The following is a 26,214-nucleotide window of genomic DNA, read 5'->3' as shown; positions in this document are numbered from 1 at the left end:
ATCTATGGATGGATGTGACAAACCTCCAAACATTGGATTTAATCTCAAATTCTATGGAACCCGATATTTTTCTGTTAGACCACAGAGAGATCCCAAAACCCGAAGAAATTGATACGTTCTCTTCCATGACTTTAAAAGAACAACTTTCCGTTCTTAATAAAACAACTCCTTTCAAGGTTTACCATAGTGCTACCCTGGAAAGATTCATAAGAGTATACCTTAAAGACCGACGTGAATATCTTAACCGACTTATCGAAAAATCTGCTTATTATTTTCCATTATTTGAACAATATCTTGACCGTTATGATCTTCCACTTGAACTCAAATACCTGGCAATTGTTGAATCAGCCTTGAATCCGGTTGCAGTTTCCGCATCAGGTGCCAAGGGGCTTTGGCAGTTCATGTATGGAACAGGGAACGAGTATGGACTGTATATTGATTCGTTTGTGGATGAACGCTTTGATCCGATAAAATCTACAAGGGCTGCCTGTTCTTATCTGAAGTCTCTTTACGACACCTTTGGTGACTGGGATCTTGCCCTCGCAGCCTATAATTCAGGGCCGGGTAATGTTAAAAAAGCAATAAAAAGGGCTGGTGGCACAAAGAATTATTGGGAATTAAGGCATTTTCTACCCAAAGAAACCAGTAGTTATGTTCCCGCATTTTATGCAACAATGTACCTCTTTACACATGCCGATTTTCACAATTTAAAACCCCAATCAAAAGAAACTGTATACCAACATACTGATACCGTTCAGATCAAGGGTTCTCTAAATTTTGAGATGATAAAAAAATTTGCAGGGATCCCTATCCAAACTTTAAGATCTTCTAATCCTTCTTACAAAAAAGACATTATCCCGGATATTCCGGGCCATACAATGTATCTCACCTTACCCGTCAAATACCTGCAACAATTTTTGGAGGCAGAAAAGGACATCTACTTAGCTCATTCAGGTGTTGAAATGAATCCAAAACCAGGGGAATCCATTGCCATAACCCAGATGAACAGTTATATCGTTCAGCCAGGCGACAATTTAAACCGTATTGCAATAAAACATAATATCAGTCTTGAAAAACTAAAAACCTGGAACGGACTCGATAGTAATTTTTTAATTTCCGGCCAGAGGCTTGTTGTTACAGATAAGAAAAAGAGTACAGAGCCGGGAGTGAATAAAAAGAAAAATATAAATAATACCAATTACCAGATTTATAGAGTAGGGTTTGGGGATACACTGTTTAAAATTTCCAGAAAATTTGGGAATATATCTATTTCAGAGCTTAGAACTTTGAATGGTCTGGAAAATGTAAATTATTTAAAACCAGGAACCGAATTAAAAATAAGAACCAAAGATGCAGCACCTCAAATTGATCATGGAAACAAATCTTAAGATTTTCCCAAATCCTTCATGATACCTGAAAAAAAATTGGTGAAATAAAATTTTGTCCTATTTTTACCGTTTTTATAGCGAGCCCACTGACAATAACAATGTTCTGATGAAAATGACGCGATTCTATCTTATTTTGACCTTTTGCTTTTTTACTGTTCCGTTCTTTGGACAGGAAACAGATGATTCTTTATCTTCTTCAAACCTGGAATCTGCAACTGATATGAAAGAGGATGTTGCAAGCAATATCAGAGAGCTCGATGCAACTGATTCAATTCATGGGTTATCAGAGCTGGCGGTTCTCAATGCAATTGACACGATAAAAATCGACACTACACTTATTGAAGGCAGGGTGGTGGCATTAATCGATCATGCCGAAGCTACAGATTTTGATAAAAAATGGCTTGAATCATGGAGAAACAACGTGATAGACAGCAGCCTGATCATCAAACCTGAGGACACGGCAGGAAAAGTAGTTATTGAAAATTTTACAACCGAACAATTAAAAGAAAGGATCGCCTACCTGGATAGCCAGACACCTTTTAATTTTGAATACAATCCGTCACTTGAAAAAATAATTAAACATTATTTAAAAAACAGGCAGGAAACCCTTGCCAATTTAATGGGTAAAGCCAAATATTATTTCCCCATGTTTGAAGAACATCTGGCGAAATACAATATCCCAATGGAATTAAAATATCTGGCAATCGTTGAATCTGCTTTAAGAGCGAATGCAACTTCAAGAGTTGGTGCCAAGGGATTGTGGCAATTTATGTACGGAACAGGAAGAGAGTACGATTTGAAGGTCAGTTCTTATGTAGATGAGCGATGTGACCCTATTAAAGCAACCGAAGCCGCATGTAAGTACCTGACAAAACTTCACGGTATTTTCAATGACTGGGATCTTGCACTTGCTGCTTACAACTCGGGCCCTGGAAATGTAAACAAGGCGATACGCAGGTCCGGAGGTCAAAAGAACTATTGGAACATTCGTCATTATTTACCAAGAGAAACCGCGGGTTATTTGCCGGCATTTTACGCTACCTATTATATTTTTGAATATGCAGAAGAACATCAGTTATATGCAAAAAATGAGGTCCTTCATACTTTTGAAACTGACACGGTGGTGGTAAAAAGGCAAATTACTTTTGACCAGGTGAACAAGGTACTTGGAACAGATATGGAACTGCTAACATTTCTTAACCCACAGTACAAGTTAAAAATAATTCCGGTTATAAAAGATCGTGATTACACGCTTACACTTCCTAAATTTGCAACGGGCAGTTTTGTCTCTAACGAGGCTGAGATTTATGCTTATGCGGAGCAGGAAGATGCAAAACGAGAAAAACCTTTACCCAAATATTTTGAAGCCAATGACCGAATAAGGTACCGCGTCAGAAGCGGAGATTACCTGGGTAAGATCGCAAACCGGTATGGGGTTTCAGTAAGCAGTATTAAGAGATGGAACGGTCTTAAAAGTGATAACCTTAGAGTTGGTCAACGTCTTACAATATATCCTAGGAGGCCTGTCGCTTCGGTAAATACTACTTCTTCGACAAAAAAGGTATCTTCTCAAAAGACCCCACCTAAGGGTGAATATTCAACCTATGTGGTACAAAAAGGAGATTCACTTTGGCTGATCTCTCAAAAATATCCGAAAGTTTCTGTCGCTCAATTGAAAGAATGGAACAATATTTGGAGTAGCAAAAGTCTGAAACCAGGAACCAAGCTCAAAATTTATTAAATCTTGTTTTGATTGCCGGTTCTCTCAAAAAAACCTGAAAATGTTAAAAAGAATTACCCTGTTTCTATTGATACTGGGCGTAATGATCTCCTGTGAGAAAAGTGACAAAGTTACTCTTGTCTCATCAACAGGCAGAATCAATCACGTTCTCATTGTCATGAACAATGAAGACTGGGATGGAAAAATTGGTGATGAACTAAAAAAGATCATTGGGCAGCCCGTCCTGGGATTACCTCAGGAAGAAAATCAGTTCTCCATCAATCAGGTAGATCCGGTTACTTTTAACAGTCTTTTCAAGAGAAACAGAAACATCTTGTTTGTAGGACTTGACAAGGAAGAAAATTTCTATACCAATCATGATGTTTATGCCAGTCCTCAGACAACTTTGACCATATTAGGGAAAGATAAGGAAGAACTAATCCAAAACATCCGATCTCATGAAGATGATATCATCGGTATATTCAAGAAAAACGATCTTGCTCTTTATCAAAAAAAAGTTACTAAAGATTTCCATAATCCTGAGGAAATAGAAACGCTGAATGCTTTGGGAATCAGAATGAAGATCCCCTTTGAATATAAACAGGTAGAGGACTCCGGGCAATTTCTTTGGTACAGAAATACCTTTGAAAGAGGATTGCTCAACATAATTGCCTATGAAATTCCTTTTATTGAGGAGTCGTTTTCTGAGGAATCACTTGTTTCCTTCAGGGATTCAATAGGTAAAAACTATATACCCGGCCAGTTTGAAAACACCTATATGAGAACTGAACCACAATTTAAACCCGTAACAGAAACCGTTGAATTCAACAATTTTAAATCACTTGAATCGAGGGGTCTCTGGTTTGTAGAAGGTGATTATATGGGAGGCCCATTTATCAGTTACACGATCGAAGACGAGGAAAATGACCGGCTTATTGTGGTAGAAGGGTTCAGCTATTCTCCTGGTTCGAAAAAAAGAGATGTGGTTTTTGAACTCGAGGCCATATTAAAAACCATTGAGCTTAAATAATCCGTAATCGGCCCTCCTCAATACTGTACTTATTGGTCAAGTAACAGATTGCTTGATGTAAACGTTTTAAGTGAACCATCAGAATCACTATAGATTAAAAAGACTTTCAAATCCTTGTGTTTATCAATAAAAACCAGGGTTTTCTCATATCCCATGGCCATAAAGGAAGTTGCGTATGCATCCACATCTGCGCAATCAATTTCTCCGATTACAGTGGCACTCAGGAGATTGCTTTTGGTTGGGAATCCTGTTTTGGTATCTATTGTATGTGCATACTTTTCCCCACTAATTGAATCAACCTTAAACTTTCTATAATTACCCGAGGTAGCAATGGATTCATTATCCAGGCTTACTATGGTCTGAAAGGACCTGGTACCATCAAAATTGGGTTTTTCAATGGCTACCCTCCATATCGTACCCCTGCTATTCACACCTCTGGCCCTAATCTCTCCGCCAATCTCAACGAGATAATTAGATATTTCCTTCCCTTCCAGAAATTTGCCTATTACATCTACTCCATAGCCTTTGGCATTTGCATTAAAATCCAAAAAAGTCTCTGGATGTTCTTTAACCACTTTTCCATTGAGAATCCTGACTTTCTCAAAGCCTACATATTGCATCAGACTGTCAATTGTTGACTGATTCATTTCCTTTATCTGTTTCCCCGGGCCAAATCCCCATGCATTTACCAAGGTGCCAACAGTAGGGTCAAAAAAGCCGTTTGTTTCCTTATAAATTATGGATGATTTTTCAAATACTTCCCTGAACATTTCATCGATGACTACTGAAGTATCCCCCCTGTTGATTTTGGAGATATCGGAATTTGGAATATAGGTGGATAATGATTTATTCACCCTGTGAATAATACTGTCAATTGATTTTTCAGAAATGAGTCCTTCCTGCCCTTCAAAGGTGATATGAAAAGTTGTTCCAAAGGCAATTCCCTCGAACTTCTGGTAGCTTGTCTGCTTCTGCTTATTGCAGGATACTGCAAACAAAATAAGAAGAAATAAAACCGTGTATTTCATATCAAAAATTATGGATTATTTAACAGTCAAAGATAAGTTTTATCTTAGTTTTGCGCTTAGCTTTTTTTTAGTAAAATATGTTAAACGAAGCAAAATATTTAATAGTTTTGTTTGTAAATTAAATTCTATTCAAATTATGAAAAAAATATTTATTGGAACCCTTTTTCTGTCGGTTCTGTTAACATCTTGTGTGTCGAACAAAAAGTACGCTGATCTGGAGACTCAGCACAATAAAACAAAACAGGACCTGGTTGATACCAAAGCCGAATTACAGGCCTGTCTGGTTGATAAGGATCACTTAATGGAAAAAAACAAATCTTTGGAAGCAGATAAAGCCCGATCTATCCAGCAAGTGGAGAATTTGACCGTTCTTACACAATCTTCTTCTGATAATATCAAAGAGGTTATTGCCCAATTAAGTGAGAAAGATAAATACATTAACGGCGTTAGAGATGCAATGACCAAAAAGGATTCAATAAACCTTGCACTTGCATTTCAGTTAAAGAAAGATTTAGCTAAAGGAATTCAGGATGAAGATATTCAGATTGAAGTGGAAAAAACTGTTGTCTATATTTCTATTGCTGATAAAATGTTGTTTAAAAGCGGAAGTTCAACCGTTTCTGACCGAGCCAAAGAGGTATTGGGTAAAGTGGCTACTGTAGTAAATAGTAAGCCTGAAATGGAAGTTCAGGTTGAAGGCTACACAGATAATGTGCCAATCAATACAGACTGTATGAAAGATAACTGGGATCTTAGTGTTGCCAGGGCAACTTCGGTTGTTAGAGTACTTCAGAATGATTTTTCTGTTGACTCAGGGCGTTTAATCGCGGCTGGTAGAAGTGAGTATGTTCCATTGGCATCCAATGATACTGCTGAAGGGAGATCTATAAACAGAAGAACGAGAATTGTAATTCTTCCAAAACTAGAAGAGTTCTTTGATATTCTAGAGCAAAAACCTGAATAGTTTTTAACTTATTAGAAATTAAAAGAAACCCACCAGCAGGTGGGTTTTTTTTGTTTTGAATACTAGGGGAGGGTTGTCAGCTAGATCAGGCGAACAAGATGAACCAAACAAGATGAAGAGAAAGAGCTTTTGGATACCCAGGAGAAAACTTCTTTGTTCCTGTTTCACCCGAATCCAGGGAACTGTAATCAATCATATGAAAACAAATTAAAGCTCTGAGTTCTTAAACTAAATTACTTCGAAAAATATCCTGGTTTAACTCTATTAAGTTTAGAAAAGTTCATGATATAATTCCAAATGGAAAACATTCAAACACAAAAAAATCCCGCCGGTCGGCGGGATTTTCATATCGTTTTAAAGGCCAAGGCTTAACCTCCAAAGTCGTCAAACCTGATATTCTCATCAGCCATTCCGAAGTCTTCACCCATTTTTTGAACCGCCTGGTTCATCATTGGTGGACCACAGAAATAAAGTTCAAGATCCTCTGGTGCCTCATGTTTTGATAAATACTGATCGATTACAGCCTGATGTACAAATCCTAAGAAACCGTCTCCTTCCTTATCGTCGATATCCTTCATTACCTTCCAGTCATCCTCTTCGGTTGGTTCAGAAAGGACAATATAGAATCTAAAGTTAGGGAATTCCTTTTCCAGATCTCTGAAGTGATCAATGTAGAACAGTTCTCTTTTCGACCTACCACCATACCAATAAGTTACTTTTCTTCCTGTCTGAAGCGTTTTGAACAAGTGATATAAGTGCGATCTCATTGGAGCCATACCAGCACCACCACCAACGTAAAGCATTTCAGCTTCTGATTCGTTGATAAAGAATTCACCGTATGGTCCCGATACAATTACTTTATCTCCTGGTTTCTTACTAAAGATATAAGAAGAAGCAACACCAGGATTCACATTCATCCAGCTATTCTTAGCCCTGTCCCATGGGGGAGTAGCAATACGAACATTTAACATGATATTTCTGCCTTCAGCAGGATACGAAGCCATGGAATAGGCTCTTTCAACATTCTCTCCGTTTTTCATTTTCAACGGCCAGAGGTCAAACTTATCCCACTCCAGTTTAAACTTCTCGGCATCATCCGGATGTTCCTTTGGATGTGCAGTAATATCAATATCCTTAAAATCTACTTCTGTTGAAGGAATTTCAATTTGAATATATCCTCCCGGTTTATAATCCATGTCCTCAGGAAGTTCTACAACGAATTCCTTGATAAAGGAAGCTACGTTATAGTTTGATACTACTTTAGCCTCAAATTTCTTAATTCCAAAAATCTCTTCCGGAATTTCAATTTCCATGTCTTCCTTCACTTTTACCTGACACCCTAATCTGGCACCAGCGGCTAATTCCTTTCTTGTAAAATTGGGAACTTCAGTGGGCAAAGCCTGTCCGCCACCTTTTAAAACATGACACTCACATTGAAGGCAGGTTCCCCCTCCTCCACATGCAGATGGTAAAAATATTTTTTGTTCACTTAAAGTCGTCAGCAAGGTACTCCCCGTTTCAACTTCAACCTCTTTTTGTCCGTTTATCAATAGTTTAACCTTACCAGAAGGAAGCAATTTAGCTTTGGCTACAAGCAAGACAGTTACTAAGATAAGTATTAACACTAATGAAAATACGATACTCGCTGCAATTGGACTCATTCTCTATATTATCTTAATGATTTATAATTTAATTCCTGAAAAACTCATGAAAGCGATAGCCATTAACCCTGTAATGATAAATGTAATTCCCAATCCTTTTAGAGGTTTCGGAACATTCGAATACATGATCTTTTCTCTAATAGAAGCTATCGACAAAATAGCTAAAAACCAACCAATCCCTGAACCAAAACCATATACAGCCGATTCAGTTACTGTAGTGAAATTCTTTTGCTGCATAAATAAAGATCCTCCCAAAATCGCACAGTTAACTGCGATCAGAGGAAGAAAAATCCCCAATGCACTATATAGGGCAGGTGCAAATCGTTCTACAATCATCTCTACCAATTGTACCATAGAAGCAATCACCGCAATGAACATGATAAAGCTCAAAAAGCTCAGATCAATTGATGCGTACTCAGGTCCAAGCCAAACCAAGGCCCCATCCCTTAAAATATAAGTGTCCAGCAAATAGTTAACAGGCACCGTTATGGTTAATACAAAAATTACGGCGGCTCCGAGACCAACTGCGGTTTTTACTGTTTTCGATACCGCCAGATAAGAGCACATACCGAAAAAATAAGCAAACACCATATTGTCGATGAAAATACTTCTTACAAATAAACTTCCTAATGCTTCCATATTATTTTGTTTCAGATTTAGCGTTGACTAATCCTTAATTTTATTCTTCAATTAATTTTCTATTTCTTGAACGTTGTAACCAGATCAAAACTCCTACCGTTACCAGGGCCATAGGAGACAACAACATAAAACCGTTATTTTCATACCCAAGTCCGTAAAGCCCGGTTGATTCTGCCACAGTCTTCGCTTTGTGACCCAGAACTTCATATCCCATTAACTTTCCTGATCCCAAAAGTTCTCTAAAGAAAGCAACGATGATCAGGATCACTCCATAACCCAATGCATTTCCAACTCCATCCAGAATAGACCTCCAGGCACCGTTTCCAAGGGCAAATGCTTCAAAACGTCCCATGATAATACAGTTGGTTATAATCAGTCCTACGAAAACAGATAACTGCTTGCTCACGTCATATGCATATGCCTTAAGCACCTGATCTACGAGGATCACCAAAAATGCAACGACCAATAATTGAACAATAATTCGAATTCTATTCGGGATCAGGTTCCTTAAAAGTGAAATGATCAGGTTACCAAAAACCATCACAAAAAGCACCGCGATCGACATTACGATAGCCGTCTTAAGCTGCACGGTAATTGCCAAAGCCGAACAAATACCTAAAACCTGAACCGTGATCGGGTTATCATCGTTTAGGGGATCAATTAATAACCTTCTGTTCTTAGCAGATAATAATCCTTCTTTATCTCCAGCCATAATTAATTATTTTTAAAATATGGTATATAATTTTTTAATCGTTCTTCAACCATGTTATTTACTCCATCAGTTGTAATGGTACCACCTGAAATCGCATCCACTCCATGCGGGTCAGCAGGGTCAGCACCTCCCTTCTGAGCTCTCACAGAAACGAAGTTGTCGGATTCATCAAAAATGGTTTTTCCAATATATTGGTCCTCATACCATGACTGATTGATCTCAGCTCCAAGCCCGGGAGTTTCACCGGCATGGTCAAAAGAAGCTCCAATGATTGTATTCTTATCACTATCAAGAGCCATATAACCCCAGATCTCTTTCCATAAACCAGCACCAAACAAAGGGATTACATAGTATTTCTTCCCTTCTTTTTCCGCGATGTAAATTGGATAAGCCTGATCTTCATGAGGCTTCTTGATCTCTTTCATCAAATCAATGCTAAATGCATTGATATCCTGATTTACCGTTCCATCCACATTTAAAGCCAGTTCCTCTTTTACGAACTCTTCAAATTTGGCTCCCGCCTCCGATCTGCCCACATTAACACCAATGGTTGAAAGTATGCTCTGCATTTTTTCAAGGCGAACATTTTCTGCCTGCAATGGTTTCAAAGAAGTTGCTGTAAAGGCTAAGGCCGCCGCAACAACAATCACCATGATAATGGCAAAAATAAATGTGTATAAATTGCTATTTCTATCCATAATTAAGCGCTAACTTTTTGTAATCTCTTTTTTCTTCTTTTTACGTTGCTCTCAACAACATAATGATCTATAGTCGGTGCGAAAACATTCAACAACAGAATCGCCATCATCATTCCTTCCGGCAAAGTAGGATTTACCACCCTGATCAGAATTGCAAAGATTCCTATTAAGAATCCATATATCCATTTACCTTTGGTTGTCTGAGCCGCTGAAACCGGATCAGTCGCCATAAATACCAGACCAAATGCAAATCCTCCGGCAATCAGATGTTGCCACCAAGGGAAATTCAACAACTCGTTCGTTTCACTTCCGATCGCATTGAATAAGAGTCCCATGAGCGATGCTCCTATTAAACAGGAAAGCATAATTCTCCAGCTCGCTATTCCTGCGAACAATAGCAATGCTGCACCAATAAGAATCATCAAAACGGAAGTTTCTCCAACAGATCCCGGAATATAACCCATAAACATATCGAAAGTACTGTATTGAACTTCTGTACCTGCAGCTAGAGAACCCAATACCGTTTCACCTGAAACTCCATCAGCAACCGAATCTGCAACCCAAACCGTATTACCCGACATAAAGGGAGCGTAGGAAAATAAGGCAAAAGCCCGAGCAACAAGAGCCGGGTTCAAAATATTCATTCCGGTTCCGCCAAAAGCTTCCTTTCCAACTATTACAGCAAATATTACAGAAATTGCAAGCATCCATAAAGGAAAGTCAATGGGCATTATCATCGGAATCAAAAGTCCCGTTACCAAATAGCCCTCATTTACGTCATGTCCTCTGAACACTGCATAGGCAAATTCTATACCCAAACCTACCCCGTAAGAAACAATAATCATCGGCAGGAATCGAATCGCACCAAAAATAAAATAGTCCATAAAAGCATGTCCGTCACCCATATTCATGTAACCAACATTCCACATCCCAAAGATCAAAGCTGGTAACAAGGCGATTACAACAGTAATCATGACACGTTTTAAATCAACCCCGTCCCTGATATGAGCCCCATGCTTTGTTGTATGATTCGGAACAAACAAAAAAGTATCTATCCCGTTAAATGCCGGAGCGTATTTTTCAAATTTCCCCCCTTTGTCAAAATGAGGTTTAAACTTGTCTAATTGTTTTCTAAAAAAATTCATTTAGCCTACTTCTTTTATCATTAAATCTAATCCTTCACGAATAATCTGCTGTGCTTCGATCTTTGAAGTGCTCACAAAATCGATCAACGCAAAATCTTCAGGGGCAACCTCATAAATACCGAGGTTTTCCATCTTTTCAATATCCTGAATCATGGTTGCCTTTAATAACTGCATTGGATATATATCCATTGGTAACACTCTTTCCATTTCTCCTGTCACTACAAATGCTCTTTCCTCACCATTTAAATTGGTATCAAGATCGTATTCTTTATTTGGAGACAACCAGGAAAAGAATGTTCTGCTCATACTGAATTTATGGTTTCCAATAAACGGAACCCAACCAAAGAATTCATAGTGATCACCTTCAGGGATCACACTGATCTGGTTATCATAAAAACCTATCGAATCATCAGGAGAAACTGCTATACCTGTCAACGGGTTTCCACTGATAATCCTGCTTTTTCCTGATTTCAGTTTTCCAGCAACCAAGTCAGCAATTTGAGCTCCCTGAGTGATCTCATAATACTGAGGCCCTTCAACCTGGCTTCCTGCCAATGCAATTGTTCTTTTGGCATCATATTTTCCTGAAAGGAACATACTTCCGATAGAAGCAATATCCTGAGGATCTACAACCCACACCCTGTCACCTGCATTTATAGGATCCAGCCTGGCTATTTGAACACCAACATTTCCTGCGGGGTGCTTGCCACTTACCTTGTTGACCACTGCATTATTTACCTGGCCCAAAAAGGAATCCGAAGCACCGACAGAGAGGTGAACCTTACCTTCTGTTAATTTACTTAAAGCATCAATACCTGCCTGAAACTCCTTTTCCTTACCATCCAGAATCACTTCATAGGAAGCTGCAAGAGGTGCAGTGGCATATGCTGAAATAAAGATGGACTTTGGTGTGTCATTAGGATCTGCAATAACATCATAAGGGCGTTGCCTGATCATTGGCCAGCAACCGCTTTCAAGCAGGGCTTCCTTGACCTGAGGAGCTGCCAGCTTCGTCGGTGTTTTTGATCCAAAATCTACAAATGTGTCTTTTTGATCTGCACTTATTTTTATCGACAACAACCTTCTTTTTGCTCCCCTTACGATTTCCTTTATCGTACCACTCACAGGAGATACAAATTTGATCTGATCATTGTTCTTTGCGTAAAAAACTGGATCACCAACTTTTACCTTATCGCCTTCTTTGACTGATAATTTAGGTTGTAAACCGTGAAAATCTGATGGATTGATAGCAAAAATTTTAGAGCGATTTGCCGTAGATACATCTTTTGCGGCTACTCCTTTGAGTTTAATGGATAAACCCTTTTTAAATTTAATGTCTGTAGACATACTTTGCTTAATTAAATTTATTTTCCAATCTTGCCCATTCGGCCTCTAAAAATGGAAAAATCAATTGTTTCTTAATCGAGTGCAAATTTAATAATTAATATTTTATAGATTAGCATTTAATAAACATTTATTTAGAATCGAAAATCTCGGATTTTTTTGTTCAACTTTCGTATCAAGATTGAATTTAATCTTTATACAACTCACTGAAAGACAAATGCCTGAATCAATACTTATTCGACTAGTGCTTTTTTTTACAACCGCCGGATTTATCAGTTTGCCGCAACTCCAGGCCCAGCGCAACAACATCATCCCTCCTCCGTCGCATATCAAAACGATTGAATTCAAGCCATTAGATCCTGATTCTTACGCTCCCGTGGTGAAGCTGGGAGAAAAGCTGAAACTGAGTTTTGACGATATCAACGCAGATCAAAGAATCTATTCCTACAAAATAGAACATTGTGATTACAACTGGCAGATCTCTAACCTGTCCTCTACTGAATATATGACGGGTTATGCATCAGACAGAATTCGAAATTATCAGAATTCTTTTAACACTCTGCAATATTATACTCATTACGAATTGGAAATTCCCAATGAGAACAACAGGATCAAATTAAGTGGTAATTATCTTGTTACTATTCTTGATGATTACGGTAATGTCCTTTTTACCCGAAGGTTCATCATGTACCAGCCAAAAGTAAATGTGGCCGTTACGGCCCATCGCAGCACGGATCCTTCAAAAATCAACGAAAAACACAGTATTCAGTTTGTAATAAACCATCCAAATCTTGTATTGAATGATCCTTCCCGAGAGATCAAAGTAGATGTTTACCAAAACAATGACTGGAATTCTGTTATCAAAGAGATAAAACCAAAAAATGTCCTGGGAACCAAACTATGGTACAATTATATAGATGGCATCTCCTACTGGGCAGGCAATGAATACCTTTATTTTGACACCAAAGAAATTCGAAATGCAACGAACAATATCTTTAAAACAAGACTTGACAACATCTTCAACACCTATCTCTATGCCACGGAATCCAGAGGCCATTTACCCTATTCCTTTTATCCTGACGTCAATGGAAATTTTGTTTTGAGGACCCTTGATGCAGAGGATGTATCTCTTGAAGGAGATTATTCATTGGTGCATTTTTCTCTTAAGTATGATCGAAATTTCGATCAGGATGACATCTACATTTATGGCAACTTCAATGACTGGCAGATCACACCTGAGAATAAAATGGAATTCAACGAGTCGTCAGGAATGTATGAAGCCACCATGATGATGAAACAGGGATTCTACAATTATACCTATGTTGCCGTAAATAGCGACTTCAGGATCAATCCTTACAAGGTAGAAGGATCCTACTATCAGACTGAAAATGAATATACGGTCATCGTTTACTACCGAAAATTTGGTGATCGTTACGATCAGGTAATTGGCCTGGGCTCCACTAATTCCAGAATACTGCAAAATTAAAACGCCTGTATTTATTTTTAGAAATCGTCCGATTCAGCCATCTGATTTATTAGCGGATGAGTTTTCGTTTTACTATTTTTTTTCGCACCTTTAGAGTATCGAATGATCATCAAGATTTATTGAAATAATTCCGTAATGAGAAAATTTATTAGTGTTATAGTTATCATTTTTATCATGGGTAATTCATATGCCCAGAACCTGGTCAGTTTACCCTTTGAAAAACCTGAAAATGTGGAATGGTCAGGTGGTGAAAAGAACTATTTTTCAGAAATATGGGGGACTCAGGTGAATACAAATGTTTCTGCTCCAAGTTTGGAGATCTACAGGCCAAACCCTGAAAACAGTACAGGAACTGCTGTCATTATTGCCCCCGGGGGAGGACTTTATGCCCTCAGCATAACAAGTGAAGGTACAGAAGTGGCTCAATGGCTGCAAAAAAAGGGAGTCACCGCTTTGGTCCTTAGATACAGACTTGTCCCTACCGCTGAAGATGGTGTTGCTGAAATATCCGAACTGGCCGAAAAGAACCCTTCAAAAATTGGAGAAGAAGTAGGAAAGGTCATTCCTTATTCTGTTTCAGATGGTCTTAAGGCGATTGAATATGCCCGGACAAATGCCAAAGAACTGGGAATTGATCCAAAAAAAATAGGCTTCATGGGCTTTTCAGCCGGAGGGGCTGTGACGATGGGAGTGGCTTATTCATACGTCAAATCAAATCGTCCTGATTTTCTGGTTCCTGTATACCCATGGACCGACGCAATGCCCGTACAAAAACCTCAGCCGGATTCTCCCCCAATGCTGATTATTTGCGCCTCCGATGACGGACTTGGGCTCGCGACCGGATCAATCGACCTCTACAATTCCTGGTATAAGGAAAAAATTACCGTGGGCCTTCATATGTACGCAAAAGGAGGTCATGGATTTGGAATGCGAAAAAACAATCTTCCTTCGGACAAATGGATCGAACGATTTTATGAATGGTCCGTATCCGAAGGGATAACCGTTCCTGTAAATTAAGACTATTTTATAAACTTTCACATCATCTAAAGAGTTAAATATGGCTTTATCAAAAGAAATCGCCAGACAGATCAGGGAAATGCATTTTGGAAGTAACTGGACTGGGTCTTCTCTAAAAGATCAGCTTCAGGATCTTGATTGGAAAAAAGCCACCATTTCTTTTGATTCTTTAAATTCAATTGCCTTATTGATTTTCCATTCCAACTACTACATCGATAAAACCCTTTATGCTCTCAAATACGGAAAACTGGAGGCTCATGATAAGTTTAGCTTTGACCTTCCAACTATTAATTCCGACAGGGAATGGCAAGACTTTTTGTCAAAAGTCTGGGGAGATGCAGAAGAATTCGCTGCTTACATTGAAAAAATGCCGGACGAAAAATTATGGGAAATCATGATCGAAGAAAAATACGGCACCTATTATCGTAATTTTTTAGGAATAATAGAACATTTCCACTATCATCTGGGTCAGATCACCCTTCTCAAAAAACTCATAAAAAATGAGTGACTAAAATGATCCTTTTGAACACCCTTTAAGCTGGCCTTCTCAATGACAAAATAGCCCTAAATCCCTATTCTCATATCATTGATGAAAATTTAACAAAATCCTTCTATAATTTCGAATAATCTTCTATTGGATCCGCTTTCAATTGAAAATTTGGATCATTTTCAAATCTTTATTTGCAAATTTTGAAACATGTTAAAGGGTTTTAACAGCTAATGATATTCGTCATGTTTTGAAGCCTTTCTTATCAATAATTTTGCCATGTAATTCAAATATGATTAACAAAAACCAAAAAAATGAAGATCAGTCACATAGAACACATCGGAATTGCAGTAAAAAGTATTGAAGAATCCAAAAAGTACTATGAAGAAGTATTAGGGCTTGAATGTTACGCCATTGAAGAGGTAACAGATCAAAAAGTAAAAACTGCATTTTTCAAAGTTGGAGATACAAAAATCGAACTTCTTGAAAGCACATCACCCGACGGGCCCATAGGTAAATTCATTGAAAAGAAAGGTGAGGGAATGCATCATATAGCCTTTGCTGTTCCTGATACGAATGAGGCGCTGAACGCTCTTTCAAAAAAAGAGGTTCAACTGGTTGATAAAACGGCAAGAGCAGGGGCTGAGGGATTAAATATTGGTTTTCTTCATCCTAGGTCAACTCATGGAGTATTGACAGAACTATGTTCCAAATAACAGATGTACAATCACTTTGAGTATTAGAATCAGAGACCAGCTAAAAAAAACACCATGGTTAATCAAACAAAAATTAACGAACTCATTGAAAAAAGAGTAAAGGCCAAACTAGGAGGTGGAGAAAAAAGAATCGAATCACAACATGCCAAGGGAAAATTGACCGCCCGTGAAAGAATTGACCTTTTACTTGACGACGACAGTTTTGAAGAATTTGACATGTTTGTCACCCATAGAACCAAATCCTTTGGACTTGACAAACAAAAGTTTTTATCTGACGGGGTTATCACAGGTCATGGAACCATAGACGGAAGAATCGTTTATGTATTTTCGCAGGATTTTACAGTTTTCGGCGGTTCATTGTCAGAAACCTATGCGCTTAAGATCTGTAAAATCATGGATATGGCCATGAAAATAGGAGCCCCTGTCATTGGATTAAACGACAGTGGAGGAGCCAGGATTCAGGAAGGAGTTCGATCTCTGGCAGGATATGCTGAGATATTCCAGCGAAACATTATGGCATCGGGCGTAATTCCCCAAATCTCTTCTATTTTAGGGCCATGTGCCGGTGGTGCGGTTTACTCACCTGCCCTTACAGACTTCACTATCATGACCGATCAAACAAGTTACATGTTTGTTACCGGCCCAAAAGTTGTTGAAACAGTAACTGGTGAGGTGGTTTCTACCGAAGAACTGGGTGGGGCACATATTCATTCCACCAAATCAGGAGTTTCTCACTTTCTCGCTGAAAATGATGAGGAAAACATTCTTCTTCTCAGAAAACTGATGAGTTATCTTCCATCTAACAACCTTGAGGACCCTCCAATTATAAAGTGTACAGATCCGATTGACCGACTTGAAGATGTTTTAAATGAATTTATCCCTGAAAACCCTAATCAGCCTTACGATATGGTCAACGTTATATCAACCATAACTGACAGGGGAGAATTTATGGAAGTTCACCGTAATTACGCGCGAAATATAGTTGTAGGTTTTGCAAGATTTAATGGTCGACCGGTAGGTATTGTTGCCAATCAGCCCAAGTACTATGCAGGTGTTCTCGATATTGAAGCCTCTCGAAAAGCAGCTCGGTTTGTGCGTTTTTGTGATGCCTTCAACATTCCGCTTGTAACACTGGTTGACGTTCCGGGGTTCCTGCCGGGTACAGGACAGGAATACGGTGGAATTATTCTTCACGGTGCAAAATTGCTGTTTGCCTATGGAGAGGCAACCGTTCCAAAAGTAACCATAACACTTCGTAAATCTTACGGTGGAGCGCATGACGTTATGAGCTGTAAGCAGCTTAGAGGTGACATAAACTACGCCTGGCCTACAGCAGAAATAGCGGTGATGGGTGCCAAAGGGGCCGTAGAGGTACTCGAAGGAAGAAACATCAATAAGATTGATGATGCCGAAGAAAAACGTGAATACATCTCTCAAAAAGAGGATGAATACACCAAAAAGTTTGCAAACCCTTATGAAGCAGCTAAATATGGTTTTATAGACGATGTGATAGAACCCAGAAACACGAGATTTAGAATAGTCAGAGCCCTGGAGTTACTGGCAAATAAAAAAGAGGTAAATCCTCCTAAAAAACATTCAAATCTACCCTTGTAATGATACTATCGATTCTATTAATGACAAAATTAAGTGAAGGCTATCTTATACTTTTCTCAGGACTGGTTATTGTCTTTTCAGCTTTATTGACTCTTTCTCTCTTTTTCAAATTCGGACTTCCGGTCATGTTATATATCTATAAAATTATAACCAAAGGACCCGATAAAAAGATCAAAGATATCCCAATTGCAAGTGATGACAAATTTACCGGTGAAGAAGCTGCCGTTATTGCTGCCGCTATTCATATGTATCTTAATGAACAACATGATTTTGAAAACCCCATACTCACAATAAAAAAGGCTGAAAAGTCTTATTCTCCCTGGAGTTCAAAAATATATGGGATCCATCATAAACTTTAACCACGGATCAAAATTGACTTAAACTCATAGAAAAATTAAAAAAATGAAATCATTCAAATTTAAAGTCCACGATAATAACTACAAGGTAAAACTTCTGTCACACGAAGGAAATACGATTGAACTTGAAGTAAACGGGACAAAATATGATGTCAAACTCAGGGAAGAGGTCAAAACAACAAAAACCCCGACCCTTGTGCGTTCGGCGTCAAAAAGACCTGTGGAACCTTTAAAAGTTAACCCTTCATCAAAACGAACTAAAATCGTTGCTCCTATTCCGGGAGTAATTATGGCGGTAGACGTCAAGGTGGGTGACACTGTTAAAGTTGGGGACCGACTTATTCAGCTGGAAGCTATGAAAATGGAAAACAATATCACTTCTGAAAAATCAGGAAAAATAATCGCCTTACATGTAAGTGTCGGTCAAAAAGTTCTGCAAAATGAAGTAATGATCGAACTGGAATAAAAAAAACACTATGAAAAGATTATTAACCATTTTTGGAGCCATTGCATTGTTGTTACTGTTGCAGTCAGTTATGAGTGTAGGCAGTTTTGCTGAACCTCTTGACTTTGCTTCGCTAGATACAATTACTCAAAATGCCGACAGCGACTACAACGATTCTGTATCAGGAGCGTTTAAAGGACTAAAACGGTTCTACAGCTTTACAGGATTTGCTAACGCAACCTCAGGAAATTTTATCATGATTCTAATTGGAATCATTTTTATTTACCTGGGAATTAAATATGATTATGAACCTCTTTTACTCATTCCGATTGGAGCCGGTGTAATTATTGGAAATGTTCCTTTTGTTGCAGGAAACCAGACTGGTATCTACGAAAGTGGTTCCGTGTTAAACTACTTGTATTTTGGAGTTGTCAAAGGAATTTATCCTCCATTGATCTTCCTTGGAATAGGAGCCATGACAGATTTTTCTTCCCTGATTGCCAACCCTAAACTTATGCTTTTGGGTGCCGCAGCTCAAATAGGCGTGTTTGCCACTTTTCTGGGTGCGCTTTACCTGGGTTTCAACTTGCCTGAAGCGGGTGCCATAGGAATTATTGGAGGAGCTGATGGTCCAACGGCGATCTTCCTTTCTTCAAAACTTGCCAATGGGGTAAATATCCTGGCAGATGGAACAACTGTAAAAAACCTGATTGGCCCCATTGCCATAGCGGCATATTCCTATATGGCCCTGGTGCCAGTGATTCAACCCCCTTTGATGCGATTGCTTATTTCAAAGAAAGACAGAAAGATAAAAATGAAACCCCCAAGGGCGGTTTCGCAAAAAGAAAAAATGATTTTTCCTGTTGTTGCTCTTTTATTGACCACATTTATTTCACCTAGTGCTTTGCCTCTGTTGGGAATGCTGTTCTTTGGTAATTTACTTAAAGAATCAGGCAGGACAGAAAGGCTTGCGGATACGGCAAGAACAAAATTAATTGACATCGTGACTATATTGCTTGGAGTTACTGTTGGGGCCTCAACGCAGGCGGATATTTTTATCACTAAGGATTCCCTGCTCATATTCGGGTTGGGAGCGGTTTCCTTTGTCATTGCAACCATGGGTGGCTTGCTTTTTGCGAAATTCATGAACAGGTTCTTAAAGGGCGACAACAAAATAAACCCTTTGATCGGGGCGGCAGGAGTATCCGCTGTGCCGGACAGTGCGCGAGTTGTTCACGCTGAAGCCTTGAAATCGGATCCGCATAATTATATTCTAATGCATGCCATGGCACCCAATGTATCAGGAGTGATCGGCTCCGCCATTGCAGCCGGTATTATCCTGAGCTTTTTATCATAACTAAAATGAACTAATTATTAAAAAAACGAATAAAAATAAATACGATGAAAATACCTAACATAATGACAGCGCATGAAGCTGTGCAGTTGATCAAATCCGGAGACAGAGTATTAATTCAGGGTGCAGCAGCCACTCCACAGATATTGGTTAAAGCTATGGTAGCCAGAGGAAAGGAGTTAAAAAATGTTGAAGTGGTTCATCTGCATACAGAAGGAGAGTGTGGATATACCGCACCTGAATTAAAAGAAAGCTTTCATACAAATGCTTTCTTTATAGGTGGGAACATACGAAAAATGATTGGTGTAACAGCAGATTATATTCCTATTTTCTTAAGTGATATTCCCAGTTTGTTTAGACAGGGATATATGAATCTGGATGTCGTTATGGTCAATGTTTCCAGACCAGACAAGCATGGGTTCTGTTCATTGGGGGTATCGGTTGATATTGTTGTTTCGGCAATTGAAATGGGTAAAACTGTAATTGCCCAGATCAACAAAAATATGCCAAGAACCTTTGGTGACGGAATCGTTCACCTCAATAATTTTGACGCCTGCGTTATGGTTGATGAAGAAATACAGGAAATGAAATTTGTCGACCCAACAGAAGCGGAAAAAAGAATTGGAAAAAATATTGCTGAGATTATTGATGACGGGTCGACACTTCAAATGGGAATCGGTGGTATTCCAAATGCCGTTCTTACTTATCTGGACAATCATAAAGACCTTGGGGTTCATACAGAAATGTTTTCTGAAGGAATTGTAGATCTTGTGGAAAAAGGTATCGTAACAGGAGCCAAGAAAAAGGTTAATCCATATAAAATTGTTTCAGGTTTTGCCATGGGTACCAGAAGGCTATATGACTTTATGGATGACAATGCAGAAATTGAAATGAGGGATATCGCCTATGTCAATGACACTGCCATAATACGACAAAACCCTAAAGTAACTGCGATCAATTCAGCCATAGAAATTGATATTACAGGGCAGGTATGCGCCGATTCTATTGGACTGAGAATGTTCTCTGGAGTTGGAGGCCAAATGGATTTTATGAGAGGTGCTGCCCTGTCACCAGGTGGTAAGCCAATTATCGCCATAACTTCAACGACCGGAAAAGGGGTCTCAAAAATCGTTTCCTCGTTAAAACCAGGTGCCGGAGTTGTGACAACAAGAGCACATGCCAGATTCGTTGCAACAGAGTATGGTGTGGCTGAACTTTTTGGTAAAAATTTAAGACAAAGAGCGGAAGCCTTAAGAGATGTGGCACACCCTGATCATCGTGAGGAATTGAACAAAGCCATTCATGAAAGATTTGGTGGCACGCTCGTCAGCATTTAATCATTATTTTTATAGTGCTAATTTATAAATCAATGTAGAAATTAAATATAGGTTATGAACAACGATAGCAAAGACAAGATGCTGTTTCAGGAATTCATTCCTCCAACAAAGCAAGACTGGATCGACAAGGCGAAAGTTGATCTGAAAGGAGCTGATTTTGACAAAAGGCTCGTTTGGAAAAATCTGAACGGAATCAACATTCAGCCTTTTTACAACCTGGATGATCAGAAAGTTTTACTGAACAATACAGGTGTCAATAGTGAAGAAGTAGTCAATTTCCGGCGAATCGATGCGAAAGATGAGAGAATTGCCAATCAATTAGCGATCAAGGCAATTGAAGAAGGAATGAACGGTCTTGTTTTTGAAATACATGGCACTGTTTCTCCTGCCAACCTTCTCAAAGACATTGCCCTTGACAAAGTAGCAGTTTCATTTGACATAACGGGTACAGCCGGATCATTTGTTGCTGCTTTTAAAAAGCATATCCAATCCCTTTCATTGGAAGCAGAAAAAATTAGGGGTTATATCAACTTGAACGTTTATGAAAACTACCTTTCAAAAGGCATTTTGGAGGAAGCGGTTTATGCTGAGATCGCTTCATTGATAGAAACTTTTGAAGAATACCCAAATGTTAAGGGTATTGCTCTTAATTGTACCATTTATCAGAATTCAGGTTCAAATCAGGTTCAGGAAATAGCTTATACGCTTAATTCCATTGTGTCCCTGATAGAAAAATTAACTGACAGAGGTATTACTGAAAAACAGATTTTTGACAATCTGTACGTGATTCTGGGGGTTAGTTCAGAGTACTTTATTGAGATTGCAAAATTCAGAGTTTTTAACAGTTTACTCGCAAACATTGCGTCAAAATATGGTGTTAAGGAGATAAAATCTGAGATTTCAGCAAGAACCTCAATATGGTCCAAGTCTGTTACCGATGCCAATACCAATATGTTGAGAAGCACTACAGAAGCCATGTCTGCCCTGCTGGGTAATGTCAATGGCATTGAATTGGATCCATATGATCATGAATTCAAAGCGAGCAATGACTTCTCGAGCAGAATAGCCGGGAATATTGCCACGATTCTTAAGGAAGAATCTTATTTTGGTAAAGTAGCTAACCCAGTGGATGGTTCCTATTATATTGAGGAAGTAAGTCTTAAGCTGGCTGAAAACGCACTGAATTTATTTAAATCCATAGAAGAAAAAGGCGGATTCATCGCAAATATCGAAAATGAAACCATTCAGAACCAGATTGCAGAAATCAGATTGAATAAAATCAAACTTCTGTCACAGCGAAGGGTTGCCATGGTAGGTGTGAACAAGTATCCAAATCTTATGGAAACCATTTCTGAAGAGACTTTAAGTTCTGAGCTAGTTGCGGCCGATTCCAAATTACTGATTCCGCAAAGAGCCGGTCTTCAAATTGAGAAGATCAGATACAATACGGAGCGATTTGTTTCTGAAAAAGGGTTTAGGCCTGTTGTTGAAATTGCGAGTTACGGACAATTGATCATGAGAAAAGCAAGAGCTGCTTTTGCTTTTGATTATATGGGAGTTTCTGGTTTTGATATTTTGGAAGAAAAAAGTTTTAAAGATCATCAGGACGCAGCTGCCAAAACCTCAGTTTCCAACTCTGACATTGTCGTAATATGTAGTTCAGATCCGGATTATGAATCAACGGGATTGGAATTTATCAAATCCTTCCGAGCCAAGAATCCAAATAAAATTTTACTTCTGGCCGGATATCCTAAAGATATTCAGGAATCAATGCTGGAAGAAGGATTAGACGGATTCATCCATATGAAGGCTGACATTTACAAGACACTTACAGAGATTCAGCAAAAGATTTCACGAACAATTAAACCTTTGGAGATATGAGACCAGATTTTTCTGATTTGACAATCAATACAGATATTGAAGTAAAAGAAAATGTTTCTGAAAAGGAAACTCCATGGATGACTCCGGAAGGAATTCCTGTGAAGAAAAATTTTAGTAAAAAAGACATAATCAACGCCGAGCATTTGAATTTTACTGCCGGGCTTCCTCCTTTTACAAGAGGCCCCTACAGTACGATGTATGTTTCAAGACCCTGGACCGTAAGGCAATATGCAGGGTTTTCAACTGCTGAAGAATCAAACGCGTTCTACAGGAGAAATCTTGCTGCGGGTCAAAAAGGGCTTTCCGTTGCTTTTGACCTGGCTACTCACAGGGGCTACGATTCCGATCATCCACGAGTGACGGGAGATGTTGGAAAAGCAGGTGTAGCTATTGATTCTGTCCTTGATATGGAAATTTTGTTCGACCAGATTCCTTTGGATAAAATGTCGGTTTCCATGACCATGAATGGGGCAGTTATCCCAATCATGGCGTTTTATATTGCAGCCGCTAAAAAACAAGGAGTAAGCCTTGACAAACTGAGCGGTACAATTCAAAACGATATACTGAAGGAGTTTATGGTGCGAAATACATATATCTATCCCCCTCTTCCATCAATGAAGATCATTGGTGATATTTTTGAGTATACCACCAAAAACATGCCTAAATTCAATTCAATTTCCATCAGTGGCTACCATATGCAAGAAGCGGGAGCCACCGCAGACATTGAACTAGCCTACACTTTGGCTGATGGCCTGGAGTATATAAGAACAGGATTGAAATCGGGTTTAAAAATCGATGAATTTGCACCAAGGTTGTCATTTTTCTGGGCGGTTGGTATGAATCATTTTATGGAAATTGCTAAAATGAGGGCGGCCAGAATGCTATGGGCGAAGATCATTAAGCAATTTAATCCTAAGAATCCTAAATCAATGGCATTGCGCACGCATAGCCAGACTTCAGGCTGGAGTTTGAGTGAGCAGGATCCCTTCAATAACGTGGCAAGAACATGTATTGAGGCAATGGCAGCAGGTCTAGGAGGAACACAATCCCTCCATACTAATGCGCTGGATGAGGCCATAGCCCTTCCCACTGATTTTTCGGCACGTATCGCACGAAACACACAGATCTTTATTCAGGAAGAAACTCAGATCACCAAATCAGTTGACCCATGGGCAGGTTCCTTTTATGTGGAATACCTGACGCAGGAAATTGCCAAAAAAGCCTGGAAACTCATTGAAGAGATTGAAGAACTTGGCGGAATGGCCAAAGCTATCGAAACCGGTGTCCCAAAAATGAGGATAGAGGAAGCTTCAGCCAGAAAACAGGCAAGACTGGATTCAGGTCAGGATATTCTTGTTGGTGTCAATAAATACCAGACTAAGGAAGCCTCAGATATTGAAATTCTGGAAGTTGATAATACGGCAGTAAGAGAATCGCAAATTGAAAGATTAAAGAAGTTAAGAGCTCAAAGAGATCAGGCAGTTGTAAGTAAAAAACTCAAAGCCATTGAAAAATGTGCTGAATCAGGTCAGGGCAACCTTTTGGAACTTGCCGTTGATGCTGCTGAGAATTTTGCCACCTTGGGTGAGATTTCAGATGCTATGGAGACTCATTTTGGCAGACATAAAGCTGATACCAAATTGATCAGCGGGGTCTACAGAAAAGAGGTAAGTGATGACAGTACCTTCGCGAAAGCTCAACAATTAGCCGATGAATTTGCTGAACTGGAAGGCCGACGGCCAAGGGTAATGATCGCAAAAATGGGTCAGGACGGACATGACAGAGGTGCAAAAGTTGTTGCCTCCAGTTTTGCCGATCTTGGCTTTGATGTGGATATGGGTCCCTTGTTCCAGACTCCTGAAGAAGTAGCACGCCAGGCCATTGAAAATGATGTTCATTTTGTAGGCGCTTCAAGTTTAGCCGCGGGTCATAAGACCTTGATTCCTCAATTAATTGAGGAACTGGATAAACTAGGCCGATCAGATATCATGGTTTTTGCGGGTGGGGTAATACCTGCGCAGGATTATGATTATTTGTTCGAAAGAAAAGTGGTTGCTGTTTTCGGACCCGGGACCGTTATTGCCGAATCTGCGATCAAGATCATGGAAATGTATCTTTCAAATGAATAGTCTTTTGTAAAAACGGAAGATAAAAAAGGGTCATGATCATGACCCTTTTTTATTGTACTTACAGCGTCTTTTTAAACTCCCCTATTACTATTTCTGCAGCTTTAACAGGTGAGACCTTTGATGAGATTATATCTTTTTCCAGTTTCGTCAAGGATTTTTTAACCTGATCCGAATTGTAAAACAGATTTTTCAATTCTTCATGGATATTGTTGTACATCCACTGGATCTGCTGTTCCTTTCGATTGGATTTAAAGTATCCGTTTTCTGTAACCAGCTTTTTAAATTCAAGTACTTTATCCCAAACTTCAGCTATCCCAATGTTCTTTAAGGCTGATGCCGTTGAAACCACCGGCGTCCAGCCCGATTCGGATTGTGGAAATATGTGAAGGGCATTCTCATATTGCCGTCTGGCCATCTGGCTTTTCTTCACATTATCACCGTCCGCCTTGTTGATAACGAGCATGTCTGCCATCTCCATAATACCTTTTTTAATACCTTGTAATTCATCTCCTGCACCCGAAAGCATAAGCAATAAAAAGAAATCGGTCATCCCATGAACGGCAGTTTCCGACTGCCCTACGCCAACAGTTTCTATAAGTATAACGTCATAACCTGCAGCCTCACACAAAAGCATGGTCTCTCCGGTTTTATTTGCCACTCCTCCCAAGGTGTCACCTGAGGCAGAAGGCCTGATATAGGCTTCTTCCATGTTTGCCAGTTCCTCCATCCTGGTTTTGTCTCCAAGTATACTTCCTTTGGAGCGTTGACTGCTTGGATCTATTGAAAGAATGGCAACTTTATGGCCCAGGGTTATCAAATACTTACCAAAGGACTCAATAAAAGTACTCTTACCTACTCCGGGGACTCCTGTTATTCCAATTCGGATGGAATTTCCTGAACTCGGCAAAATGGATTGAATGATGTCCTTAGCTAAGACCTTATCGCTGGCCAGATTACTTTCAACAATGGTAATCGCCCTTGATAAAAGTACCCGGTCTCCTTCTAATACTCCTCTGACGTATTCTTTTGCATCAAGTCTTTTCCTAGGTCTGTAGTTTCCCAT

23 protein-coding genes are annotated in these 26,214 nt (G+C 39.2%); 15 read left to right on the top strand and 8 right to left on the bottom strand.

Going from position 1 to position 26,214, the window contains the following annotated elements:
• Positions 1 to 53 precede the first annotated feature (53 nt).
• The 3 genes from LCM02_RS13450 (at position 54) to LCM02_RS13440 (ending at position 4,138) form a co-directional block, all read left to right on the top strand.
• Positions 54 to 1,388: a lytic transglycosylase domain-containing protein gene (locus LCM02_RS13450; RefSeq protein ID WP_224931129.1), complete on the top strand. Its 1,335-nt coding sequence runs from the start codon at positions 54 to 56 to the stop codon at positions 1,386 to 1,388.
• A gap of 112 nt (positions 1,389 to 1,500) precedes the next feature.
• The gene (locus tag LCM02_RS13445) at positions 1,501 to 3,129 is read left to right on the top strand and encodes a lytic transglycosylase domain-containing protein (RefSeq protein WP_224931127.1); all 1,629 of its coding nucleotides are present in this window, start codon (positions 1,501 to 1,503) and stop codon (positions 3,127 to 3,129) included.
• A 40-nt stretch (positions 3,130 to 3,169) separates the two neighbouring features.
• Positions 3,170 to 4,138, top strand: a complete 969-nt coding sequence (locus tag LCM02_RS13440) for a DUF4837 family protein (protein ID WP_224931126.1) — start codon at positions 3,170 to 3,172, stop codon at positions 4,136 to 4,138.
• 29 nt (positions 4,139 to 4,167) lie between these two features.
• Here LCM02_RS13440 and LCM02_RS13435 read toward each other — a convergent pair whose 3' ends face one another.
• Complete coding sequence (locus LCM02_RS13435; protein ID WP_224931125.1) at positions 4,168 to 5,166, bottom strand: FAD:protein FMN transferase; 999 nt, start codon at positions 5,164 to 5,166, stop codon at positions 4,168 to 4,170.
• A gap of 136 nt (positions 5,167 to 5,302) precedes the next feature.
• Here LCM02_RS13435 and LCM02_RS13430 point away from each other — a divergent pair, with 136 nt between their 5' ends.
• A complete protein-coding gene (locus tag LCM02_RS13430) occupies positions 5,303 to 6,130 on the top strand; it encodes an OmpA/MotB family protein (RefSeq protein ID WP_224931124.1) in 828 nt (275 codons plus the stop codon).
• Positions 6,131 to 6,498: 368 nt separating this feature from the next.
• Here LCM02_RS13430 and nqrF read toward each other — a convergent pair whose 3' ends face one another.
• The 6 genes from nqrF to LCM02_RS13400 are packed head-to-tail and all read right to left on the bottom strand — an operon-like array spanning position 6,499 to position 12,332.
• Positions 6,499 to 7,791, bottom strand: a complete 1,293-nt coding sequence (gene nqrF, locus LCM02_RS13425) for an NADH:ubiquinone reductase (Na(+)-transporting) subunit F (RefSeq protein ID WP_224931123.1) — start codon at positions 7,789 to 7,791, stop codon at positions 6,499 to 6,501.
• A gap of 21 nt (positions 7,792 to 7,812) precedes the next feature.
• Positions 7,813 to 8,430, bottom strand: a complete 618-nt coding sequence (gene nqrE / locus LCM02_RS13420; RefSeq protein ID WP_224931121.1) for an NADH:ubiquinone reductase (Na(+)-transporting) subunit E — start codon at positions 8,428 to 8,430, stop codon at positions 7,813 to 7,815.
• Positions 8,431 to 8,470: 40 nt separating this feature from the next.
• Positions 8,471 to 9,142, bottom strand: a complete 672-nt coding sequence (locus tag LCM02_RS13415; protein WP_224931118.1) for an NADH:ubiquinone reductase (Na(+)-transporting) subunit D — start codon at positions 9,140 to 9,142, stop codon at positions 8,471 to 8,473.
• A gap of 2 nt (positions 9,143 to 9,144) precedes the next feature.
• Positions 9,145 to 9,840 carry an NADH:ubiquinone reductase (Na(+)-transporting) subunit C gene (gene nqrC, locus LCM02_RS13410; protein WP_224931116.1) on the bottom strand — a complete coding sequence of 232 codons (696 nt, stop codon included), beginning with the start codon at positions 9,838 to 9,840 and terminating at the stop codon, positions 9,145 to 9,147.
• Positions 9,841 to 9,842: 2 nt separating this feature from the next.
• Positions 9,843 to 10,985 (bottom strand): NADH:ubiquinone reductase (Na(+)-transporting) subunit B, encoded by a 1,143-nt coding sequence (locus LCM02_RS13405; RefSeq protein ID WP_224931113.1) that lies wholly within the window; start codon positions 10,983 to 10,985, stop codon positions 9,843 to 9,845.
• Positions 10,986 to 12,332 carry a Na(+)-translocating NADH-quinone reductase subunit A gene (locus tag LCM02_RS13400; RefSeq protein ID WP_224931109.1) on the bottom strand — a complete coding sequence of 449 codons (1,347 nt, stop codon included), beginning with the start codon at positions 12,330 to 12,332 and terminating at the stop codon, positions 10,986 to 10,988. It abuts the gene before it with no gap.
• Positions 12,333 to 12,546: 214 nt separating this feature from the next.
• Here LCM02_RS13400 and LCM02_RS13395 point away from each other — a divergent pair, with 214 nt between their 5' ends.
• From LCM02_RS13395 to scpA, 11 genes are all read left to right on the top strand, one after another.
• Entirely contained in the window at positions 12,547 to 13,815 is a 1,269-nt protein-coding gene (locus tag LCM02_RS13395) for a type IX secretion system plug protein (protein ID WP_224931105.1), read from the top strand.
• A 135-nt stretch (positions 13,816 to 13,950) separates the two neighbouring features.
• Complete coding sequence (locus LCM02_RS13390; RefSeq protein ID WP_224931102.1) at positions 13,951 to 14,832, top strand: alpha/beta hydrolase; 882 nt, start codon at positions 13,951 to 13,953, stop codon at positions 14,830 to 14,832.
• 40 nt (positions 14,833 to 14,872) lie between these two features.
• Positions 14,873 to 15,340 (top strand): DUF1572 domain-containing protein, encoded by a 468-nt coding sequence (locus LCM02_RS13385; RefSeq protein ID WP_224931099.1) that lies wholly within the window; start codon positions 14,873 to 14,875, stop codon positions 15,338 to 15,340.
• A gap of 293 nt (positions 15,341 to 15,633) precedes the next feature.
• Positions 15,634 to 16,035: a methylmalonyl-CoA epimerase gene (gene mce, locus LCM02_RS13380; protein ID WP_224931096.1), complete on the top strand. Its 402-nt coding sequence runs from the start codon at positions 15,634 to 15,636 to the stop codon at positions 16,033 to 16,035.
• Positions 16,036 to 16,089: 54 nt separating this feature from the next.
• On the top strand, positions 16,090 to 17,649 hold the full coding sequence (locus LCM02_RS13375) for an acyl-CoA carboxylase subunit beta (protein WP_224931093.1): 1,560 nt from the start codon (positions 16,090 to 16,092) through the stop codon (positions 17,647 to 17,649).
• The gene (locus LCM02_RS13370) at positions 17,649 to 18,008 is read left to right on the top strand and encodes an OadG family transporter subunit (protein WP_224931090.1); all 360 of its coding nucleotides are present in this window, start codon (positions 17,649 to 17,651) and stop codon (positions 18,006 to 18,008) included. The genes LCM02_RS13375 and LCM02_RS13370 overlap by 1 nt, the downstream gene beginning before the upstream one ends.
• A 43-nt stretch (positions 18,009 to 18,051) precedes the next feature.
• Positions 18,052 to 18,471: a biotin/lipoyl-containing protein gene (locus tag LCM02_RS13365; protein WP_224931087.1), complete on the top strand. Its 420-nt coding sequence runs from the start codon at positions 18,052 to 18,054 to the stop codon at positions 18,469 to 18,471.
• 10 nt (positions 18,472 to 18,481) lie between these two features.
• Positions 18,482 to 19,807, top strand: coding sequence for a sodium ion-translocating decarboxylase subunit beta (locus LCM02_RS13360; RefSeq protein WP_224931085.1), 1,326 nt, complete (start codon positions 18,482 to 18,484; stop codon positions 19,805 to 19,807).
• A 44-nt stretch (positions 19,808 to 19,851) separates the two neighbouring features.
• Positions 19,852 to 21,141 carry an acetyl-CoA hydrolase/transferase family protein gene (locus LCM02_RS13355; RefSeq protein ID WP_224931082.1) on the top strand — a complete coding sequence of 430 codons (1,290 nt, stop codon included), beginning with the start codon at positions 19,852 to 19,854 and terminating at the stop codon, positions 21,139 to 21,141.
• Positions 21,142 to 21,195: 54 nt separating this feature from the next.
• Positions 21,196 to 23,022 carry a methylmalonyl-CoA mutase family protein gene (locus LCM02_RS13350; protein ID WP_224931080.1) on the top strand — a complete coding sequence of 609 codons (1,827 nt, stop codon included), beginning with the start codon at positions 21,196 to 21,198 and terminating at the stop codon, positions 23,020 to 23,022.
• Positions 23,019 to 25,151, top strand: coding sequence for a methylmalonyl-CoA mutase (gene scpA / locus LCM02_RS13345; RefSeq protein ID WP_224931076.1), 2,133 nt, complete (start codon positions 23,019 to 23,021; stop codon positions 25,149 to 25,151). Before LCM02_RS13350 ends, scpA begins: the two co-directional genes overlap by 4 nt.
• Before the next feature lie 58 nt (positions 25,152 to 25,209).
• On the opposite strand, the gene meaB is transcribed toward scpA, so the two are convergent.
• The gene (gene meaB / locus LCM02_RS13340) at positions 25,210 to 26,214 is read right to left on the bottom strand and encodes a methylmalonyl Co-A mutase-associated GTPase MeaB (RefSeq protein WP_224931073.1); all 1,005 of its coding nucleotides are present in this window, start codon (positions 26,212 to 26,214) and stop codon (positions 25,210 to 25,212) included.

The organism is Lutimonas saemankumensis (assembly GCF_020171465.1).
Classification (GTDB): domain Bacteria; phylum Bacteroidota; class Bacteroidia; order Flavobacteriales; family Flavobacteriaceae; genus Lutimonas; species Lutimonas saemankumensis.
Note: the sequence above shows the minus strand (reverse complement) of the source record. Positions and strands in the feature narration are given on the sequence as shown.

Bases quoted from the DNA above. Each gene is read 5' to 3' on its own strand.
- LCM02_RS13450 (WP_224931129.1), top strand. From the start codon at position 54: ATGGAACCCGATATTTTTCTGTTAGACCACAGAGAGATCCCAAAACCC.
- LCM02_RS13445 (WP_224931127.1), top strand. From the start codon at position 1,501: ATGACGCGATTCTATCTTATTTTGACCTTTTGCTTTTTTACTGTTCCG.
- LCM02_RS13440 (WP_224931126.1), top strand. From the start codon at position 3,170: ATGTTAAAAAGAATTACCCTGTTTCTATTGATACTGGGCGTAATGATC.
- LCM02_RS13435 (WP_224931125.1), bottom strand. From the start codon at position 5,166: ATGAAATACACGGTTTTATTTCTTCTTATTTTGTTTGCAGTATCCTGC.
- LCM02_RS13430 (WP_224931124.1), top strand. From the start codon at position 5,303: ATGAAAAAAATATTTATTGGAACCCTTTTTCTGTCGGTTCTGTTAACA.
- nqrF (WP_224931123.1), bottom strand. From the start codon at position 7,791: ATGAGTCCAATTGCAGCGAGTATCGTATTTTCATTAGTGTTAATACTT.
- nqrE (WP_224931121.1), bottom strand. From the start codon at position 8,430: ATGGAAGCATTAGGAAGTTTATTTGTAAGAAGTATTTTCATCGACAAT.
- LCM02_RS13415 (WP_224931118.1), bottom strand. From the start codon at position 9,142: ATGGCTGGAGATAAAGAAGGATTATTATCTGCTAAGAACAGAAGGTTA.
- nqrC (WP_224931116.1), bottom strand. From the start codon at position 9,840: ATGGATAGAAATAGCAATTTATACACATTTATTTTTGCCATTATCATG.
- LCM02_RS13405 (WP_224931113.1), bottom strand. From the start codon at position 10,985: ATGAATTTTTTTAGAAAACAATTAGACAAGTTTAAACCTCATTTTGAC.
- LCM02_RS13400 (WP_224931109.1), bottom strand. From the start codon at position 12,332: ATGTCTACAGACATTAAATTTAAAAAGGGTTTATCCATTAAACTCAAA.
- LCM02_RS13395 (WP_224931105.1), top strand. From the start codon at position 12,547: ATGCCTGAATCAATACTTATTCGACTAGTGCTTTTTTTTACAACCGCC.
- LCM02_RS13390 (WP_224931102.1), top strand. From the start codon at position 13,951: ATGAGAAAATTTATTAGTGTTATAGTTATCATTTTTATCATGGGTAAT.
- LCM02_RS13385 (WP_224931099.1), top strand. From the start codon at position 14,873: ATGGCTTTATCAAAAGAAATCGCCAGACAGATCAGGGAAATGCATTTT.
- mce (WP_224931096.1), top strand. From the start codon at position 15,634: ATGAAGATCAGTCACATAGAACACATCGGAATTGCAGTAAAAAGTATT.
- LCM02_RS13375 (WP_224931093.1), top strand. From the start codon at position 16,090: ATGGTTAATCAAACAAAAATTAACGAACTCATTGAAAAAAGAGTAAAG.
- LCM02_RS13370 (WP_224931090.1), top strand. From the start codon at position 17,649: ATGATACTATCGATTCTATTAATGACAAAATTAAGTGAAGGCTATCTT.
- LCM02_RS13365 (WP_224931087.1), top strand. From the start codon at position 18,052: ATGAAATCATTCAAATTTAAAGTCCACGATAATAACTACAAGGTAAAA.
- LCM02_RS13360 (WP_224931085.1), top strand. From the start codon at position 18,482: ATGAAAAGATTATTAACCATTTTTGGAGCCATTGCATTGTTGTTACTG.
- LCM02_RS13355 (WP_224931082.1), top strand. From the start codon at position 19,852: ATGAAAATACCTAACATAATGACAGCGCATGAAGCTGTGCAGTTGATC.
- LCM02_RS13350 (WP_224931080.1), top strand. From the start codon at position 21,196: ATGAACAACGATAGCAAAGACAAGATGCTGTTTCAGGAATTCATTCCT.
- scpA (WP_224931076.1), top strand. From the start codon at position 23,019: ATGAGACCAGATTTTTCTGATTTGACAATCAATACAGATATTGAAGTA.
- meaB (WP_224931073.1), bottom strand. From the start codon at position 26,214: ATGGGAAACTACAGACCTAGGAAAAGACTTGATGCAAAAGAATACGTC.